The following is a 16,948-nucleotide window of genomic DNA, read 5'->3' on the forward strand; positions in this document are numbered from 1 at the left end:
CCTGCACAGACCGCTGCGGCCCTTCGATACCTCAGGGCGAACGGGGAGTGTTGTTCGCATGAGGTGCTGAATACCTTCACCACGGAGGCGCGGAGAGCGCGGAGGAATACAGGTCTGCTCTGCTGTCCTCCGCGTCCTCCGCGGTGAATGAATTGGGGTTCCGGCCATGGCGCACAGCCACTCTCCGTTCGGGCTGAGGTATCGAAGCCCTGCACAGACCGCTGCGGCCCTTCGATACCTCAGGGCGAACGGGGAGTGAGGTGCTGAATACCTTCACCACGGAGGCGCGGAGAGCGCGGAGGAATACAGGTCTGCTCTGCGGTCCTCCGCATCCTCCGCGCCTCCGCGGTGAATGAATTGGGGTTCAGCTCGCCAGCCAAGTGAGGTAGGCCGCCACGATGGCCAGCGTGACGAAGGTGACCGGCACGCCGACGACCGCATGCCGGCGCCAGTCGATCATCACGCCGTGCCGGGCGGCCGCGTCCACCACGATGATGTTGGCGATGCTGCCCACCACCAGCAGGTTGCCGGCCAGCGTGCTCACCAGGGCCAGCGTCACGCCGGCCACGGCATGTTCGGCCACCGGCAGCAGCAGCATCACCGCCGGCACGTTCGACACCAGGTTCGACAGCACGAAGCTGCCGGCGAACAGCGCCACGGGGTCCTTGAGCGCGATGCCCAGGGCCGCCAGGTCGTCCACGAGCTGCTGCGGCAGGCCGGTCTTCTGCAGGGCATGGTTCACGATGAACAGTCCCACGAACAGGATGAGCAGCTCCCAGTCCACCAGCCCGAGCATGCGGCGCGAATGCAGCTTGCGGCTGAGCAGCAGCACGCCCGCACCGGTGAGCGCCGCCACCTCGCGCGGCCAGTCGGTGAAGAGGAAGGCCAGCACCAGCGCGCCCGCCACCGCGAGGCCCTTGGCCGCCTGCCAGCGGTCGAGCGGGATCTCGTCGTCGCGCCCGTGTGGCGTGGACGGCGTGGCATCGCCCAGCCGCCCCCGCGAATGCAGCAGCAGCACGCCCCAGGTGGCCAGCAGGCCGAGCGTCACCGGGAGCGCGGCCTGGGCCAGGTAGCCGGCGAACGACATGCGCAGCGTTTCGCCGATCAGCATGTTCTGCGGGTTGCCGATGAGCGTGAAGGCCGAGCCGATGTTGGCGGCGCAGGCCAGTGCCAGCAGGAAGGGCACCGGGTCGAGGCGGCGCCGGCGGCAGGCGTCGGTGAGCACCGGAGCCATGGCCAGGCAGACCACGTCGTTGCTGAAGACGGCCGACAGCAGCGCCACCGCGCCGATCAGCACGCCCAGCAGCGCCGCCGGCGGCAGGCGCAGCGCGGCGATGCGCCGCGTCACCCAGTCATAGAAGCCGCCCAGGCGCATCTGGGCCGACACCACCATGAAGGCGAACAGCAGGATGATGGTGGGCACGTGCACCGAGCGCGCCGCTTCGTCGAGGCTGAGCGCGTCGATGCCGATGAGCGCGATGGCGCCCAGGAGCGCCACGCCGGTGCGGTCGAGTTGCAGGAAGGGCAGGCCGCCCAGGATCATGCCCAGGTAGACCAGCAGGAAGATCGCGACGATGGCTTCGGTCATGGGCCGCGATTTTCGTTCTCCTTTTGGAACGCGGCCCGCGGATTCGCGGCGTCAGGGGAACCGGTGCGCCTCCTGGTGATGTGCATGCAGTGAACTCGGCGCATTGACGCCGGCGCGGTCTGAAACGCCGATGCCCAGGCGATCCACCAGCTCGCCGCCCAGCCAGGCGGTGACCATGGCCACGCCGCCGCCGGCGAACGACAGCACGCTGGCCAGCACGGCCGGCTCCTGCGGCGCCTCGCGGCGCAGCAGCCAGCTCGCGCCGAACAGCAGCAGCACCACCACGTTGCCCAGGCCATGCATCGCACCCACCGACTTGGCGCGCGTCTGCCCCGGGATCGCCAGCCAGTCGATCAAGCCGAAGGGTGCGGCCAGCAGGCCGCCCACGATGCCCGCGGCCATCATCCAGAACGCCACCAGGCCCATCAGCGGGTTGTCGGTGCCCAGGTAGATCGCATCGAACACCACCGAGGTCGCGAGCAGCCCCACCGGGAAGACCACGAGCATCTGGTGGACCGGGTGGCCGAACAGCTTGGCTTTGCTTTCCATCGAAGACTCCTTTCGAAGAGGGGATGCAGGCATTGCCGGCAATCGCCATACCGGAAGGGATTTCCCTGACGCTCCCGTCGCACCGATTTAATTGACTTCTAAAGTATTGAGTCCTAAAGTTGCCTCAACCAGGAGGTTTCCGATGCGCATAGCCTGCATAGGCGGCGGCCCAGCCGGCCTGTACTTCGCGCTGCTGATGAGAAAGCAGAACCCGGCGCATGAGGTCACGGTGTACGAGCGCAACCGCGCGGGCGATACCTTCGGCTGGGGCGTGGTGTTCTCAGACCAGACGCTCGGCGCGCTGCAGCAGGCCGACGCCCCCACCGCGGCCCAGATCCTCGGCGCCTTCAACCACTGGGACGACATCGCGGTGCACTTCAAGGGGCAGCGCATCGTCTCGGGGGGCCACGGCTTCTGCGGCATCGGCCGCAAGAAGCTGCTGAACATCCTGCAGGCACGCTGCGAAGCACTGGGCGTGCGGCTGGTGTACGAGGCCGACTGCCAGGCCGACGCCGGCATCGACGCCGATCTCATCATCGCCAGCGACGGCCTGAACAGCCGCATCCGCCAGAAGTACGCCGAGACCTACCAGCCCGACATCGACCTGCGCAACTGCCGCTTCGTGTGGCTGGGGACGCACAAGCTGTTCGACGCCTTCACCTTCGACTTCCAGGAAACCCCCTGGGGCTGGTTCCAGGCCCACGCCTACCGGTTCGATGCGGACACCTCCACCTTCATCGTCGAGACGCCCGATCCGGTGTGGCAGGCCGCGGGGCTGGCCGACATGGGCAAGGAAGAATCCATCGCGTTCTGCGAGAAGCTGTTCGAAGGCGTGCTGGGCGGCGCGAAGCTGATGTCCAACGCGGCCCACCTGCGCGGCTCGGCCCAGTGGATCCGCTTCCCGCGCGTGGTGTGCAAGACCTGGGTGCACCACAACGGCCGCGCGCCGGTGGTGCTGATGGGCGATGCCGCGCACACCGCGCATTTCTCCATCGGCTCGGGCACCAAGCTGGCCCTCGAAGACGCCATCGCGCTGGCCCGCGACATCGCCGCCCACCCGGGCGACCTGGCCGGCGCGCTCGAGGCCTACGAGGCGGCGCGCAGCGTCGAGGTGCTGCGCATCCAGAATGCGGCGCGCAACTCCACCGAATGGTTCGAGAACGTGGCGCGCTATGCCACGCTGCCGCCGCAGCAGTTCGCCTATTCGCTGCTCACCCGCAGCCAGCGCATCAGCCACGAGAACCTGCGCCTGCGCGACAAGACCTACGTCGAGGACTATGAAGGCTGGATCGCCGAACGCGCCGGCGTGTCGCGGCGGCCCGAGCAAGGTTCCATCCCGCCGATGTTCACGCCGTTCACCCTGCGCGGCGTGACGCTCAAGAACCGCGTGGTGGTCTCGCCCATGGCCCAGTACTCGGCGGTGGACGGCATCGCCGGCGACTACCACCTGGTGCACCTCGGCGCGCGGGCCATGGGCGGCGCCGGCCTCGTGTTCGCCGAGATGACCTGCGTGTCGCCCGACGCCCGCATCACGCCCGGCTGCCCGGGCCTGTGGAACGACACCCAGCGCGACGCCTGGAAGCGCATCGTCGACTACGTGCACGACAACAGCGACGCGAAGATCGCGATGCAGCTGGGCCATGCCGGCGCCAAGGGGTCCACCCGGGTGGCCTGGGAGGGTATCGACCAGCCGCTGGAGAGCGGCAACTGGCCGCTCATTTCGGCTTCGCCGCAGCAGTACCTCGACGGGGTGAGCGACTGGTCGCATGCCATGACCCGCGCCGACATGGACCGCGTGCGCGACGACTTCGTGGCCAGCGCACGGCGCGCGGCCGAGGCCGGCTTCGACTGGCTCGAGCTGCACTGCGCCCACGGCTACCTTCTGTCGAGCTTCATTTCGCCCCTGACCAACCAGCGCACCGACGAATACGGCGGCAGCCTGGAGAACCGGCTGCGCTACCCGCTGGAGGTCTTCAACGCCGTGCGGGCCGTGTGGCCCGCGCACCTGCCGATGTCGGTGCGCATCTCGGCGCACGACTGGGTCGAAGGCGGCATCACGCCGGACGACGCGGTGCAGATCGCTCGTGCCTTCAAGGCGGCCGGTGCCGACATGATCGACTGCTCGTCGGGCCAGGTGAGCAAGAAGGAGAAGCCGGTGTACGGCCGCATGTTCCAGACGCCGTTCGCCGACCGGGTGCGCAACGAGGCGGGCATCGCGACCATCGCGGTGGGCGCCATCTCCGAAGCCGACCATGTGAACAGCATCATTGCCGCCGGCCGCGCCGACCTGTGCGCGGTGGCCCGGCCGCACCTGGCCAACCCGGCCTGGACGCTGATGGAAGCCGCGAAGATCGGCTACCTCGGGCTCGAATGGCCCCGGCAGTACCGCGCGGCCAAGGTGCAGCTCGAGCGCAACCTCGAGCGCGAGCGGGCCGCGGCGGGGCAGGGTGCCGGCCTGTCCGCGCTGGAGCAGGCCAACCGGGCGCTGGGGGTCTGATGGACGGCCGCCATGCGGTGGTGACCGGCGCGGCCCGCGGCATCGGCGCGGCCATTGCGCGCGCGCTGGCCGCCGAAGGCGCCCGGCTCACGCTGATGGGGCGCCGGCTAGATACCCTGCAGGCGCTGGCGCGCGAGCTGCCCGGGTCTGGCCATGCGGCGGTGGCCGTGGACGTGGCCGACGCCGGCTCGGTGTCGGCCGCGTTCGCGCAGGCCAGGCAGGCCAACGGGCCGGTCGGCATCCTGGTCAACAACGCCGGCCAGGCAGAGAGCGCGCCGTTCGGCAAGACCAGCCTGGAGCTCTGGCAGCGCATGCTGGCAGTCAACCTCACCGGCACCTTCCTGTGTTCGCAGGCTGCGCTGCCCGACATGCTGGCGGCCGAGGCGGGCCGCATCGTCAACATCGCGAGCACCGCCGGCCAGAAGGGCTATGCCTACGTGTCGGCCTATGTGGCGGCCAAGCATGGCGTGGTGGGCCTCACCCGCTCGCTGGCGCTCGAAGTGGCGAAGAAGGGCGTCACGGTCAATGCCGTGTGCCCCGGCTACACCCAGACCGACATCCTGCGCGAGAGCATTGCCAACGTGATGGCCAAGACCGGCCGCAGCGAGGCGCAGGCACGCGCCGAATTCGCCGCCGGCAACCCGCAGGGCCGCATCGTGCTGCCCGAGGAGGTGGCCCATGCGGTGTGCTGGCTGTGTGCGCCGGGAGCCTCGGCCGTCACCGGCCAGGCGGTGTCCGTCTCGGGCGGGGAGGTCATGTGAAGAGAATGGCTGGAACAGCGGTCGCCGCGGCGCTGGGCGACGACAGCATCGGGCTGGAGGCGCGGGTCGGAAGCGACGACCACATGGCGCTCAAGCTGTGGCTGCGCCTGCTGGCCTGCAGCACGCAGATCGAAACCGAGATCCGCAAGCGCCTGCGTGCCCGCTTCGGCATCACGCTGTCGCGCTTCGACTACCTGGCCCAACTGCACCGCCACCCCGAGGGGCTGCGCATGAATGCGCTGTCGCGCTACCTCATGGTCACCGGGGGCAGCATCACCGGGCTGACCGACGAGCTCGAGAAGGAAGGCCTGGTGGTGCGTGAAGCGGCTGCCGAGGACCGGCGCGCCTTCCTGCTCAGGCTCACGCCACAGGGCCGCAAGACCTTCGAGCAGATCGCCGCCACCCATGAGGGCTGGCTGATCGAGCTGTTCGGCGACATCGCGCCGGCCGAGCGCAAGACGCTGTACGAACTGCTGGGCCGCATGCGGGTGACCGTGATGGCGCGCCAGGCCCATACCCCACAGGACGAAGCTGCATGAACACGAACGACATCGACCCGGCCCTGCTGGCCGGCAACCGCTGGAGCGCCGCCGGCTACCAGGCGAAGCATTTCGGCTGGAACGTCAGCGAACGCGTGGCCACCGTCACGCTGAACCGGCCCGAACGCAAGAACCCGCTCACCTTCGACTCCTATGCCGAGCTGCGCGACCTGTTCGGCCGGCTCAGGCATGCCGACGACGTGAAGGCGGTGGTCGTCACCGGCGCCGGCGACAACTTCTGTTCGGGCGGCGACGTGCACGAGATCATCGGCCCGCTGGTGAAGCTCAAGGCACCCGAGCTGCTGATGTTCACCCGCATGACCGGCGACCTGGTGAAGGCGATGCGCGGCTGCCCGCAGCCCATCGTCGCGGCGATCGACGGCGTGTGCGCAGGGGCCGGCGCCATCATCGCCATGGCCTCGGACCTGCGGCTGGGCACCGCCCGCAGCAAGACGGCCTTCCTGTTCAACCGGGTGGGCCTGGCCGGCTGCGACATGGGCGCCTGCGCGATCCTGCCGCGCATCATCGGCCAGGGGCGGGCGAGCGAGCTGCTCTACACCGGCCGGTCGATGGGCGGCGAGGAGGCCGAACGCTGGGGCTTCTTCAACCGGCTGTGCGACCCGGGCGAGGTGCTGGCCCAGGCGCAGGCCCTGGCCCGCGACCTGGCGGCTGGCCCGACCTTTGCAAACGGCATCACCAAGACGATGCTGCAGCAGGAATGGAACATGGGGATCGACCAGGCCATCGAGGCCGAGGCGCAGGCCCAGGCCATCTGCATGCTCACCGAGGACTTCACGCGGGCCTACAACGCCTTCGTGGCCAAGCAGAAGCCGCGCTTCGAGGGGAACTGAGCATGGCTGACATCCGCTACCTGGACTGGCCGTTTTTCGAAGACCGGCATCGCGAGCTGGCCCGTGAACTCGACGCCTGGGCGACGGCGAACGTCTCGCAGGCTCATGGCCATGACGTCGACGCCGAGTGCAAGGCGCTGGTGCGTGCACTGGGGCAGGGCGGCTGGCTGAAGCATGCGGTGGGCGAGCGCATCGATACGCGAGCCATCTGCCTGATCCGCGAGACGCTCGCTCGGCATTCGGGGCTGGCCGACTTCGCCTTCGCGATGCAGGGCCTGGGTTCGGGGGCCATCAGCCTGCAGGGCACGCCCGCGCAGCAGGAGCGCTACCTGCCGCGCGTGGCGCGTGGCGAGGCCATCTCGGCGTTCGCCTTGTCGGAGCCCGAGGCGGGCTCCGACGTCGCGGCCCTCGCGTGTGCCGCCCGTGCCGAGGGCGACCACTACGTGCTCGACGGCGAAAAGACCTGGATCTCCAACGGCGGCATCGCCGACTTCTACATCGTGTTCGCCCGCACCGGCGAAGCGCCGGGCTCGCGCGGCATCTCGGCCTTCATCGTGGAGGCCGGCACGCCGGGTTTCGAGATCGCGGAGCGCATCGACGTGATCGCGCCGCACCCGCTCGCGCGGCTGCGCTTCACCGGCTGCCGCATCCCCGCCGCGCAACGGGTGGGTGCACCTGGCGAAGGCTTCAAGGTGGCGATGCGCACGCTCGACGTGTTCCGCACCTCGGTGGCCGCCGCGTCGCTGGGCTTCGCTCGCCGCGCACTCGACGAGGCGCTGCATCGCGCCACCACCCGCAGGATGTTCAACCAGACCCTGGCCGACTTCCAGCTCACCCAGGCCCGGCTGGCGCAGATGGCCACCACCGTGGACAGCGCGGCGCTGCTAACTTACCGCGCCGCCTGGATGCGCGACCAGGGCCATGCCGTCACCCGGGAAGCCGCGATGGCCAAGATGGCCGCCACCGAAGGTGCGCAGCAGGTCATCGACGCGGCGGTGCAGATGTGGGGCGGCCTGGGCGTGGTGAGCGAGCAGCCGGTGGAGCGCCTCTACCGCGAGATCCGCGCGTTGCGCATCTACGAAGGCGCCACCGAGGTGCAGCAGCTCATCATCGCGCGCGAGTTGTTGAAGTCGCATCAAGCCCAGTGAGGCCCGCATGACGTACACAGCCCATCTCGACACCTTTGCCCGCGACAACCTGCCGCCGGCCGAGCAGCAGCCCGACTACCTGTTCGAGCTGCCCGAGCTGGAGTTTCCCGGGCGGCTGAACTGCGCGAGCGAACTGCTCGACCGCCGGGTCGCGCAGGGGCAGGGCGGCCGCGCCTGCCTGCAGGCGCCGGGTGGCCAGCGCTGGACGTACGCCGACCTGCACGACAAGGCCAACCGCATCGCCAACGTGCTGGTGCACGACATGGGCCTCGTGCCGGGCAACCGCGTGCTGCTGCGCGCGCCCAACAACCCGATGCTGGTGGCCTGCTGGTTCGCCGTCATGAAGGCCGGCGGCATTGCAGTGGCCACCATGCCGCTGCTGCGGGCCAAGGAGCTTGCGCAGATCATCGAGAAAGCCCAGGTCAGCCATGCGCTGTGCGATGCCGCGCTGGCCGACGAGCTGCTCACCGCGCAGGCCCGGCTGCCGGTGCTGCGCGAGGTCCGCTGCTTCAACGACGACACTGCGAAGGGACTCGAGGCGGCCATGCAGCGCCAGGGCGCCACGTTCACCAATGCGGACACCGCGGCCGACGACACCTGCCTCATCGCCTTCACCTCCGGCACCACCGGCGCACCCAAGGGCACCATGCACTTCCACCGCGACGTGATGGCGGTGTGCGCCTGCTGGCCGAAACACACGCTGAAGGCCGGCCCCGACGACGTGTTCATCGGCAGCCCGCCGCTGGCCTTCACCTTCGGGCTGGGCGGGCTGGTGCTGTTTCCCATGAGCATCGGCGCCTCCACCGTGCTGCTCGAGAAGGCCGGCCCGCCGGCGCTGCTGGAGGCCATTCCGCAGTTCAAGGCCACCGTGCTGTTCACCGCGCCCACCTCCTACCGCGCGATGGCCGAGGAAGCCGGGAAGCGCCGCATCAGCGCGCCGCTGGGCGGCTCGCTGCGCAAGTGCGTCTCGGCCGGCGAGGCGCTGCCGACCGGCACGCGCGCGCTGTGGAAGCAGCACACCGGCATCGAGATGATCGACGGCATCGGCGCAACCGAGATGCTGCACATCTTCATCTCGGCCGACGAAGCGCATGCACGCCCCGGTGCGACCGGCACCGTGGTGCCAGGCTACCGGGCCTGCGTGATGGACAACAGCGGCCGGCCGGTGCCACCAGGCACCATCGGCCGGCTGGCGGTGAAGGGGCCGACCGGCTGCCGCTACCTGGCCGACGAGCGCCAGGCGAAGTACGTGAAGGACGGCTGGAACTACACCGGCGATGCCTACACGATGGACGCCGACGGCTACTTCCATTTCCAGTCGCGCACCGACGACATGATCGTCTCCGCCGGCTACAACATCGGCGCGCCCGAGGTGGAAGAGGCGCTGCTGCTGCACGAGGCGGTGGCCGAATGTGCGGTGATCGGAGCGCCCGATGCCGACCGCGGCCAGATCGTGAAGGCCTTCGTGGTGTTGCGCGCCGGCCACCAGCCGGGCGACGCGATGGTTCGCACGCTGCAGGACTTCGTCAAGCAGGCCATCGCTCCGTACAAGTACCCACGCGCGATCGAGTTCCGCAGCGAGCTGCCGCGCACGCCCACTGGCAAACTCCAGCGCTTCAGGCTGCGCGACGCTTGAACCCGATACCGATCTCGACTGCCGTCAAACCAAGGAGACACCAAGATGCGTTTCGTCCACCTCGCCTTCGCGACCGCGGCTGCCGCCTGCCTCGCGAGCACGGCCATGGCCGCAGACAAAGTGAAGGTCGGCATGCTGAGCACGCTGTCCGGCCCGGGCGCCGGCCTGGGCATCGACATCCGCGACGGCTTCAACCTGGCCCTCAAGCACACCGGCGGCAAGCTGGGCAACCTGCCGGCCGAGGTGATCGTGGCCGACGACCAGCAGAGTCCCGACGCCGCCAAGCAGACCACCGACCGCCTCATCAAGCGCGACAAGGTCGACTTCATGACCGGCGTCGTGTTCTCCAACGTGATGCTGGCGGTGGGCCAGCCGATCTTCGAGTCCAAGACCTTCTACGTCAGCGCCAACGCCGGCCCGTCGCAATACGCCGGCGAGCAGTGCAACCCGTACTTCTTCAACGTGGCCTGGCAGAACGACAACCTGCACGAGGCGGTGGGCGCCACCGTCACCCGGCAGGGCAAGCAGAAGGTCGCGCTGCTGGCGCCCAACTACCCGGCGGGCAAGGACGCGCTGGCCGGCTTCAAGCGCTTCTACAAGGGCGAGGTGGTGCAGGAGATCTACACCAAGCTCGGCCAGCTCGACTACGCGCCCGAGCTCGCGCAGGTGCGCGCGGCCAAGCCGGATGCGATGTACATCTTCCTGCCCGGCGGCATGGGCATCAATTTCATCAAGCAGTACGTGGCCTCCGGCCTTTCGAAGGACGCCACCCTTTACGGCCCAGGCTTCTCGGCCGACGAGGACGTGATCCGCGCGGTGGGCGAGCCGATGCTCGGCATGTTCAACACCTCGCAGTGGGCGCACGACCTCGACAACCCGCAGAACAAGCGTTTCGTGGCCGACTTCCAGAAGGAGTACGGCCGCCTGCCGTCGCTCTACGCCTCGCAGGGCTACGACGCCGCCATGCTGATTGACGCCGCGGTGCGCGACGTGAAGGGCAAGCTGGAGGACAAGGAGGCAGTGCGCAAGGCGCTCAAGGCTGCCAACTTCAAGTCCGTGCGTGGCGCGTTCAAATTCAACACCAACCAGTACCCGGTGCAGGACTACTACCTGCGCCTCATCACCAAGGACCCGCAGGGCCGCGTGACCAACCGCACCATGGGGGTCGTCTTCAAGAACCATGCGGATGCCTACGCCAGCGCCTGCAGGATGTGACCACCCCCGTAGCGCCTTCGGCGCTCCCCCTCGAGGGGGCTTTGCCGGCGGACCGGCAAAGCCGGATCCGCGGCGTCCGCTGGGTTCTGGTTGCTGACAGGCCCTAGACGAAACGATCGAGATGAATGCCATTCTCCTTCTCGAACAGGGGCTCAACGGCCTGCAGTTCGGCCTCATGCTCTTCCTGCTCGCCGCGGGGCTCACGCTCGTGTTCGGCATCATGGACATGATCAACCTCGCGCATGGTTCGCTGTACATGGTGGGGGCCTACCTCACCGCGGCGGCGGCCCAGGCGTCGGGGTCGTTCCTCGCCGGCCTGGTCGCGGGGATTGCCGGCACCGCGCTCTTCGGCATGGCGCTCGAGGTCACGGTGCTGCGCAGGCTCTACCAGCGCGACCACCTGTCGCAGGTGCTGGGCACCTTCGCCATCCTGCTGATGTGCAACGAGGCGGTGCGCATGATCTGGGGCTCGCAGCCCATCCTGCTCAACCCGCCTGCGGCGCTGTCGGGCCCGGCCACGCTGTGGGGAGGCTTCGACTACCCGGCCTTCCGGCTGGTGATCATCGGCGTGGGCCTCGCGGTGGCGGTGGGCCTGTATTTCCTCATCACCCGCACCCGGGTCGGCATGCAGGTGAGGGCGGGCGCCTCCAACCGCGAGATGGCCCTGGCCATGGGATCCGACGTGCGCCGGCTGTTCACGCTGGTGTTCGGCGTGGGCGCCGCGCTGTGCGCGCTGGCCGGCGGCCTGCTCGGGCCGCTGGTGGCGGTGCAGGTGGGCATGGGCGAGAGCATCCTGATCCTCGCCTTCGTGGTGATCGTGATCGGCGGCATCGGCTCCATCCGCGGCGCGCTGATGGGCTCGCTGCTGGTGGGCGTGGTCGACACGGTGGGCCGCACCTTCGTGCCGGTGGCGCTGGGCGGCCTGCTGGGTCCTTCGGCGGCCTCGGGCGCAGGCCCGGCGCTCGCCTCCATCCTGATCTACGTGTTGATGGCCGTGGTGCTCTTCTGGAAGCCACAGGGCCTGTTTCCGGCCAGAGGTTGAACCGCGTGAATGCAAAGACCCCCGCAATGCTCCCTCTCCCGCCGGGAGAGGGCCGGGGTGAGGGCAGCGCCCAAGCCCTCACCCCAACCCTCTCCCACGGGGAGAGGGGGCAGCCAGCCGCCGGCCTGCTCGACCACCCGCTGCACTGGCGCTGGGCACTGGTGCTGCTGGCGGTGCTGGTGGCCGTGCCGCCGTTCGCCCAGGCGCTCGACGAAACCTTCTACATCGGGCTGGCCAGCCGCATCCTCATCTTTGCGCTGGCCGCCACCAGCCTGAACCTCATCCTCGGCTTCGGCGGGCTGGTGAGCTTCGGGCATGCGGCCTTCCTCGGCATCGGGGCCTACACCGTGGGCATCCTGATGCACCACGGGGTCAGCTCGGGCTGGGTGGCATGGCCGCTGGCGGTGGTGATGGGCGGGCTCTTCGCCCTGGTCATCGGCGCGATCAGCCTGCGCACCCGCGGCGTGTACTTCATCATGATCACGCTGGCCTTCGCACAGATGCTGTACTACCTGATGATCTCGCTGCGCGACTACGGCGGCGAAGACGGCCTGAGTCTTGCGGGCCGCTCGAAGATCGGCATCAACCTGGGCGACGACACCAACTTCTACTACGTGGTGCTGTTCCTCCTCGTGGCCGCCTTCGTGTTCGTGCAGCGCCTGCTCAATGCCCGCTTCGGCCACGTGCTGCAAAGCGTGCGGGAGAACGAAACCCGCATGGCGGCGATCGGCTTCCCGGTGTACCGCTACAAGCTGCTGGCCTTCACCATCGCCGGCGCACTGGCCGGCCTGGCCGGCGCGCTGGTGGCCAACCAGAGCGGCATCGTGAGCCCCTCGCTCATGCACTGGAGCCAGAGCGGCGCGCTGATGGTGATGGTGATCCTGGGCGGCGTCGGGCACCTGTACGGCGGCTTCGTCGGCGCGGTGGTGCTGCTGCTGCTCGAGGAGATCGCGCTGGGCTACACCATCCACTGGCAGTTCGGCGTGGGAGCGGTGCTGCTGCTGGTGGTGCTGGTGGCGCCCAAGGGCCTGATGGGCCTGTTCTCCAGGAGCCGCGAGTCATGACCGCGTTGCTGCAGATCGACGGGCTGGTGAAGCGCTTCGGCGGCTTGACCGCCACCGACCAGGCGCGGTTCGACGTGCGCCACGGCGAGGTGCATGCACTGATCGGCCCCAACGGCGCCGGCAAGACCACGCTCATTCACCAGATCTCGGGCGCGCTGGCGCCGGACGCCGGCCGGGTGATCTTCGACGGCGAAGACGTCACCGCGATACCGATGCACGGACGCGTGCTGCGCGGGCTGGCGCGTTCGTACCAGATCACGAGCATCTTCAAGCGCATGAGCGTGCTCGACAACCTGGCGCTGGCGGTGCAGGCCCGTTCGGGCACGAGCTTCCGCTTCTGGGCGCGTGCACGTGCCGAACGGGAGCGCTATGACGAAGCCGCCGCGATCGGCCAGCGCGTCGGGCTGGCCGATCGCCTGCATGCCCAGGCCGGCGCGCTCGCGCATGGCGAACAGCGCCAGCTCGAGGTGGGCCTGGCGGTGGCCACGAAGCCCAAGCTGCTGCTGCTCGACGAGCCGATGGCCGGCATGGGGCCGGAAGAGTCCGAAGCCATGGTGCTGCTGCTGCAGAGCCTGCGCAGCGAACTCACCGTGCTGCTGGTGGAGCACGACATGGACGCGGTGTTCCGCCTGGCCGACCGGGTGTCGACGCTGGTGTCGGGTCGTGTCATCGCCACCGGCACGGTGCAGGAAATTCGCGAACACCCGGAGGTGAAGAAGGCGTATCTGGGCGAGGAGGAGGTGGCATGACGGCGGTTCTCGAAGTCAGAGGACTGGAGACGGCCTACGGGTCGAGCCAGGTGCTGTTCGGCCTGGACTTCGACATCGCCGCGGGTGAAGTGGCCACGCTGCTCGGCCGCAACGGCATGGGCAAGACCACCACGGTGCGTTCCATCCTCGGCCTGGTGCGGGCCAAGGGCGGCGAAGTGCGCTTCCTGGGCGAGCGCATCGAGCGCCTCGAGCCCGACCGCATCGCCCGCATGGGCCTGGCGGTGGTGCCCGAAGGGCGGCAGATCTTTCCCAACCTGTCGGTCGAGGAAAACCTGCGCGCCTTCGCCGCCAACCGGGCGGCGTCGGCCGAGCCCTGGACGCTGGAGAAGGTGTATGCGCTCTTCCCTCGGCTGGCCGAGCGGCGCAGCAACATGGGCAACCAGTTGTCGGGCGGCGAGCAGCAGATGCTGGCCATCGGGCGCGCGCTGATGACCAACCCGCGGCTGCTGATCCTGGACGAGGCCACCGAGGGGCTGGCCCCGCTGATCCGCGAGGAGATCTGGCGCTGCCTGGCGGCGCTGCGCAGCCACGGCCAGACCATCCTCGTGATCGACAAGTATGTGCAGCGACTGGTGCGGCTGGCCGACCGCCACACCATCATCGAGCGCGGGCGGGTTGCCTGGCAGGGCGCGTCGCAGGCGCTCGCGGCCGACCCGGCCCTGTGGAAGCGTTATGTCGGAGTCTGAGCCTGAATGAATCCATCCATTGCCACGCGCCACGCCTTCGAGCGGCCGCAAACCATCCGCTTCGCGCATTGCGACCCGGCGGGCATCGTGTTCTTTCCGCAGTACATGGTGATGCTCAACAACCTGGTCGAGGACTGGTTCGACCTGAGCCTGGGCATCCCGTATGCCGAAGTTCTGGGTCCGCGCCGCACCGGCCTGCCCACGGTGCGGCTCGAAGTCGATTTCACCGCACCCAGCCGCATGGGCGAAACGGTGCTGATGGGCCTGTCGATCGAACGCCTGGGCAGCCGCTCGATCACGCTGTCGCTCGGCTGCCGGCTGGGTGACGAGGCCCGTTTTCGCGCGAAGCAGGTGCTGGTGTGCACCTCGCTGGAAACGCACAAGGCGATCGAACTGCCCGCGGACGTGCGCGAGGCCGTGAAGCGCTTCGAGGCAGGACAACAGGAGACACAACGATGACGACGAACAAGGTTCTGCTGCCGCGCGGGTGGCCGCGCCCCAGGGGTTATGCCAACGGCGTGATGGCCCGCGGCCAGATGGTCTTCGTGGCCGGCATGGTGGGCTGGGACGCCGACGGCGTGTTCCACACCGACGACTTCGCGGGCCAGGTGCGCCAGGCCCTGCAGAACGTGGTGGCGGTGCTCGAGGAAGCCGGCGCCAGGCCCGAGCACATCGTGCGCATGACCTGGTACGTGACCGACAAGCGCGAGTACATGGCCGCCTACCGGGAGGTGGGCGCGGCGTTCCGCGAGCTGATCGGCAGCTTCAATGCCGCCATGACGGCGGTGGAGGTGTCGGCCCTGATCGAAGACCGCGCCAAGGTCGAGATCGAGGTCACCGCCGTCATTCCCGAATAGGTCCGCCTGCCATGCCGTTCGATCCGCAAGCCCCCGACCTCAAGGTGGCCGTCGTCGGCACCGGCGCCATGGGACGCGGCATCGCGCAGATCGCGGCGCAGTCCGGCTGCACGGTGCTGCTGTTCGACGCGCAGCCCGAGGCGGCCGCCAAGGCGCGCGAGGCCCTGCAGCACACCTTCGAAACCCTGGCCGCCAAGGGCAAGCTGACGGCCGATGCCGCCGCTGCCGCAGCGGACCGCCTGCGGGTGGAGCACGACCTCGGCGGCCTGGCGCCGGCCGAGGTGGTGGTGGAGGCCATCGTCGAGGACCTCGACGTGAAGCGCCGGCTGTTCCGCGAGCTCGAAGACATCGTCCCGGCCGACGCGGTGCTGGCGAGCAACACCTCGTCGCTGTCGATCACCGCCATCGCCACCGCCTGCCGCCGGCCCGAGCGTGTGGCAGGGCTGCATTTCTTCAACCCGGTGCCGCTGATGAAGGTGGCCGAGGTCATCGACGGCCTGCGCAGCGACCGCGCGGTGGGCGACACGCTGATGGCGCTCGTGCGCCGCTTCGGCCACCAGCCGGTGCGCGCGCTCGACACGCCCGGGTTCATCGTCAACCACGCCGGCCGCGGCTACAACACAGAGGCGCTCAAGCTGCTGGGCGAGGGCGTGGCCGGGGTGCAGGCGATCGACGAGATCCTGCGCGAGCAGGCCGGCTTCCGCATGGGCCCGTTCGAGCTGATGGACCTCACCGGACTCGACGTGTCGCAGCCGGTCATGGAATCGATCTACCGCCAGTTCTATGACGAACCGCGCTACCGGCCTTCGGCGCTGGCGGCATTGCGCCGCACCGGCGGCCTGCTCGGTCGCAAGACGGGCGAGGGCTTCTATCGCTACGACGGCGGCCAGCAGGCCAGGGAGGCCCCGGTCGCGGCGCCCGCGGCCCGGCCGCACAGCGTGTGGGTGGCCGACCTGCTGCCCGACTGGGCCGAGCAGGCGCGCCAGCTCGCCGCTTCGCTGGGCGCGGCGGTCGAGCACACGGCCGTGCCGAGCGAGCAGGCGCTGATCGTCGTCACGCCCTGCGGCGAAGACGTGAGCTTCGTGTGCACGCGCCACGGCTGGGACGCGCGGCGCACGGTCGGGCTCGACATGCTGGTGCCTCAGGCGAAGCGCCGCACCGTGGTGCTGAACCCGCTGACGCAGCCCGGGCACCGTGACGCCGCCGCAGGCCTGTTCGGCGCCGACGGCGTGCCGGTCAGCCTGGTGCGCGACAGCGTCGGCCTGGTGGCCCAGCGGGTGCTGGCCTGCGTCGTCAACATCGGCTGCGACATCGCCCAGCAGGGCATCGCCACGCCGGCCGACATCGACCTGGCGGTGCAGCTGGGACTCGGCTACCCGCGGGGGCCGCTGGCCTGGGGCGATGCACTCGGCCCGCGCCGGCTGCTCGCCATCCTGGAGCACATGACCGCCATCACCGGCGACCCGCGCTATCGACCCTCGCCCTGGCTGCGCCGCCGCGCACACCTGGGCGTTTCCCTCACCACGCCGGAGCCCGCGCTCTGAGCCCCCGACCAAGGAGTCCGACATGGCCACCACCACCAAGGCAAGCTTCCACTGGCAGGACCCGCTGCTGCTCGACGCGCAGCTCAGCGCCGACGAACGCGCGGTGCGCGACGCGGCGGCCGCCTACTGCCAGGACCGCCTGGCCCCGCGGGTGCTCGAAGCCTTTCGCCACGAGCACACCGACGCCGCCATCTTTCGCGA

General features: G+C 69.4%; 16 protein-coding genes and 1 pseudogene. 15 read left to right on the plus strand and 2 right to left on the minus strand.

The annotated features are described in order from the left end of the window. Nucleotides 1-364: 364 nt before the first annotated feature. Together E8D38_RS26465 and E8D38_RS26470 are read right to left on the minus strand one after the other, a co-directional pair. Nucleotides 365-1,588, minus strand: coding sequence for an anion transporter (locus E8D38_RS26465; protein WP_140637280.1), 1,224 nt, complete (start codon nt 1,586-1,588; stop codon nt 365-367). Between the two features lie 51 nt (nt 1,589-1,639). Further along, a complete protein-coding gene (locus E8D38_RS26470) occupies nt 1,640-2,137 on the minus strand; it encodes a DUF2231 domain-containing protein (RefSeq protein WP_140637281.1) in 498 nt (165 codons plus the stop codon). A 142-nt stretch (nt 2,138-2,279) separates the two neighbouring features. Between E8D38_RS26470 and E8D38_RS26475 the strand changes: the two genes are divergently transcribed. The 15 genes and pseudogenes from E8D38_RS26475 to E8D38_RS29205 all read left to right on the plus strand — a co-directional run. After that, nucleotides 2,280-4,634, plus strand: coding sequence for a bifunctional salicylyl-CoA 5-hydroxylase/oxidoreductase (locus E8D38_RS26475; RefSeq protein WP_140637282.1), 2,355 nt, complete (start codon nt 2,280-2,282; stop codon nt 4,632-4,634). Continuing rightward, nucleotides 4,634-5,395: an SDR family NAD(P)-dependent oxidoreductase gene (locus E8D38_RS26480; protein WP_140637283.1), complete on the plus strand. Its 762-nt coding sequence runs from the start codon at nt 4,634-4,636 to the stop codon at nt 5,393-5,395. Before E8D38_RS26475 ends, E8D38_RS26480 begins: the two co-directional genes overlap by 1 nt. A gap of 5 nt (nt 5,396-5,400) precedes the next feature. Beyond that, nucleotides 5,401-5,934, plus strand: coding sequence for a MarR family winged helix-turn-helix transcriptional regulator (locus E8D38_RS26485; RefSeq protein ID WP_140637284.1), 534 nt, complete (start codon nt 5,401-5,403; stop codon nt 5,932-5,934). Next, nucleotides 5,931-6,785, plus strand: a complete 855-nt coding sequence (locus E8D38_RS26490; RefSeq protein ID WP_140637285.1) for an enoyl-CoA hydratase family protein — start codon at nt 5,931-5,933, stop codon at nt 6,783-6,785. Before E8D38_RS26485 ends, E8D38_RS26490 begins: the two co-directional genes overlap by 4 nt. Before the next feature lie 2 nt (nt 6,786-6,787). After that, entirely contained in the window at nt 6,788-7,933 is a 1,146-nt protein-coding gene (locus E8D38_RS26495; RefSeq protein WP_140637286.1) for an acyl-CoA dehydrogenase family protein, read from the plus strand. 7 nt (nt 7,934-7,940) lie between these two features. Further along, nucleotides 7,941-9,569, plus strand: coding sequence for an AMP-binding protein (locus E8D38_RS26500; RefSeq protein WP_140637287.1), 1,629 nt, complete (start codon nt 7,941-7,943; stop codon nt 9,567-9,569). Between the two features lie 45 nt (nt 9,570-9,614). Beyond that, entirely contained in the window at nt 9,615-10,784 is a 1,170-nt protein-coding gene (locus E8D38_RS26505; RefSeq protein WP_140637288.1) for an ABC transporter substrate-binding protein, read from the plus strand. Between the two features lie 121 nt (nt 10,785-10,905). Further along, nucleotides 10,906-11,826, plus strand: coding sequence for a branched-chain amino acid ABC transporter permease (locus E8D38_RS26510; protein WP_140637289.1), 921 nt, complete (start codon nt 10,906-10,908; stop codon nt 11,824-11,826). Between the two features lie 26 nt (nt 11,827-11,852). After that, complete coding sequence (locus tag E8D38_RS26515; protein ID WP_140637290.1) at nt 11,853-12,890, plus strand: branched-chain amino acid ABC transporter permease; 1,038 nt, start codon at nt 11,853-11,855, stop codon at nt 12,888-12,890. Continuing rightward, nucleotides 12,887-13,639 carry an ABC transporter ATP-binding protein gene (locus E8D38_RS26520; protein WP_140637291.1) on the plus strand — a complete coding sequence of 251 codons (753 nt, stop codon included), beginning with the start codon at nt 12,887-12,889 and terminating at the stop codon, nt 13,637-13,639. The genes E8D38_RS26515 and E8D38_RS26520 overlap by 4 nt, the downstream gene beginning before the upstream one ends. After that, a complete protein-coding gene (locus E8D38_RS26525) occupies nt 13,636-14,346 on the plus strand; it encodes an ABC transporter ATP-binding protein (RefSeq protein ID WP_140637292.1) in 711 nt (236 codons plus the stop codon). Before E8D38_RS26520 ends, E8D38_RS26525 begins: the two co-directional genes overlap by 4 nt. 6 nt (nt 14,347-14,352) lie before the next feature. Further along, nucleotides 14,353-14,805: an acyl-CoA thioesterase gene (locus tag E8D38_RS26530; RefSeq protein ID WP_140637293.1), complete on the plus strand. Its 453-nt coding sequence runs from the start codon at nt 14,353-14,355 to the stop codon at nt 14,803-14,805. Beyond that, nucleotides 14,802-15,203 carry a RidA family protein gene (locus tag E8D38_RS26535; protein WP_140637294.1) on the plus strand — a complete coding sequence of 134 codons (402 nt, stop codon included), beginning with the start codon at nt 14,802-14,804 and terminating at the stop codon, nt 15,201-15,203. Before E8D38_RS26530 ends, E8D38_RS26535 begins: the two co-directional genes overlap by 4 nt. An 11-nt stretch (nt 15,204-15,214) precedes the next feature. Continuing rightward, a complete protein-coding gene (locus E8D38_RS26540) occupies nt 15,215-16,747 on the plus strand; it encodes a 3-hydroxyacyl-CoA dehydrogenase (protein ID WP_140637295.1) in 1,533 nt (510 codons plus the stop codon). 22 nt (nt 16,748-16,769) lie between these two features. After that, nucleotides 16,770-16,948: pseudogene (locus E8D38_RS29205) on the plus strand (acyl-CoA dehydrogenase); the annotation flags it as partial.

Origin of the sequence: Methylibium rhizosphaerae (genome assembly GCF_006386545.1) — a bacterium.
GTDB classification, from domain to species: domain Bacteria; phylum Pseudomonadota; class Gammaproteobacteria; order Burkholderiales; family Burkholderiaceae_C; genus Pseudorivibacter; species Pseudorivibacter rhizosphaerae.

Bases quoted from the DNA above. Each gene is read 5' to 3' on its own strand.
- E8D38_RS26475 (WP_140637282.1), top strand. From the start codon at position 2,280: ATGCGCATAGCCTGCATAGGCGGCGGCCCAGCCGGCCTGTACTTCGCG.
- E8D38_RS26465 (WP_140637280.1), bottom strand. From the start codon at position 1,588: ATGACCGAAGCCATCGTCGCGATCTTCCTGCTGGTCTACCTGGGCATG.
- E8D38_RS26500 (WP_140637287.1), top strand. From the start codon at position 7,941: ATGACGTACACAGCCCATCTCGACACCTTTGCCCGCGACAACCTGCCG.
- E8D38_RS26515 (WP_140637290.1), top strand. From the start codon at position 11,853: ATGCTCCCTCTCCCGCCGGGAGAGGGCCGGGGTGAGGGCAGCGCCCAA.
- E8D38_RS26480 (WP_140637283.1), top strand. From the start codon at position 4,634: ATGGACGGCCGCCATGCGGTGGTGACCGGCGCGGCCCGCGGCATCGGC.
- E8D38_RS26535 (WP_140637294.1), top strand. From the start codon at position 14,802: ATGACGACGAACAAGGTTCTGCTGCCGCGCGGGTGGCCGCGCCCCAGG.
- E8D38_RS26495 (WP_140637286.1), top strand. From the start codon at position 6,788: ATGGCTGACATCCGCTACCTGGACTGGCCGTTTTTCGAAGACCGGCAT.
- E8D38_RS26490 (WP_140637285.1), top strand. From the start codon at position 5,931: ATGAACACGAACGACATCGACCCGGCCCTGCTGGCCGGCAACCGCTGG.
- E8D38_RS26470 (WP_140637281.1), bottom strand. From the start codon at position 2,137: ATGGAAAGCAAAGCCAAGCTGTTCGGCCACCCGGTCCACCAGATGCTC.
- E8D38_RS26540 (WP_140637295.1), top strand. From the start codon at position 15,215: ATGCCGTTCGATCCGCAAGCCCCCGACCTCAAGGTGGCCGTCGTCGGC.
- E8D38_RS26510 (WP_140637289.1), top strand. From the start codon at position 10,906: ATGAATGCCATTCTCCTTCTCGAACAGGGGCTCAACGGCCTGCAGTTC.
- E8D38_RS26525 (WP_140637292.1), top strand. From the start codon at position 13,636: ATGACGGCGGTTCTCGAAGTCAGAGGACTGGAGACGGCCTACGGGTCG.
- E8D38_RS26485 (WP_140637284.1), top strand. From the start codon at position 5,401: ATGGCTGGAACAGCGGTCGCCGCGGCGCTGGGCGACGACAGCATCGGG.
- E8D38_RS26520 (WP_140637291.1), top strand. From the start codon at position 12,887: ATGACCGCGTTGCTGCAGATCGACGGGCTGGTGAAGCGCTTCGGCGGC.
- E8D38_RS26505 (WP_140637288.1), top strand. From the start codon at position 9,615: ATGCGTTTCGTCCACCTCGCCTTCGCGACCGCGGCTGCCGCCTGCCTC.
- E8D38_RS26530 (WP_140637293.1), top strand. From the start codon at position 14,353: ATGAATCCATCCATTGCCACGCGCCACGCCTTCGAGCGGCCGCAAACC.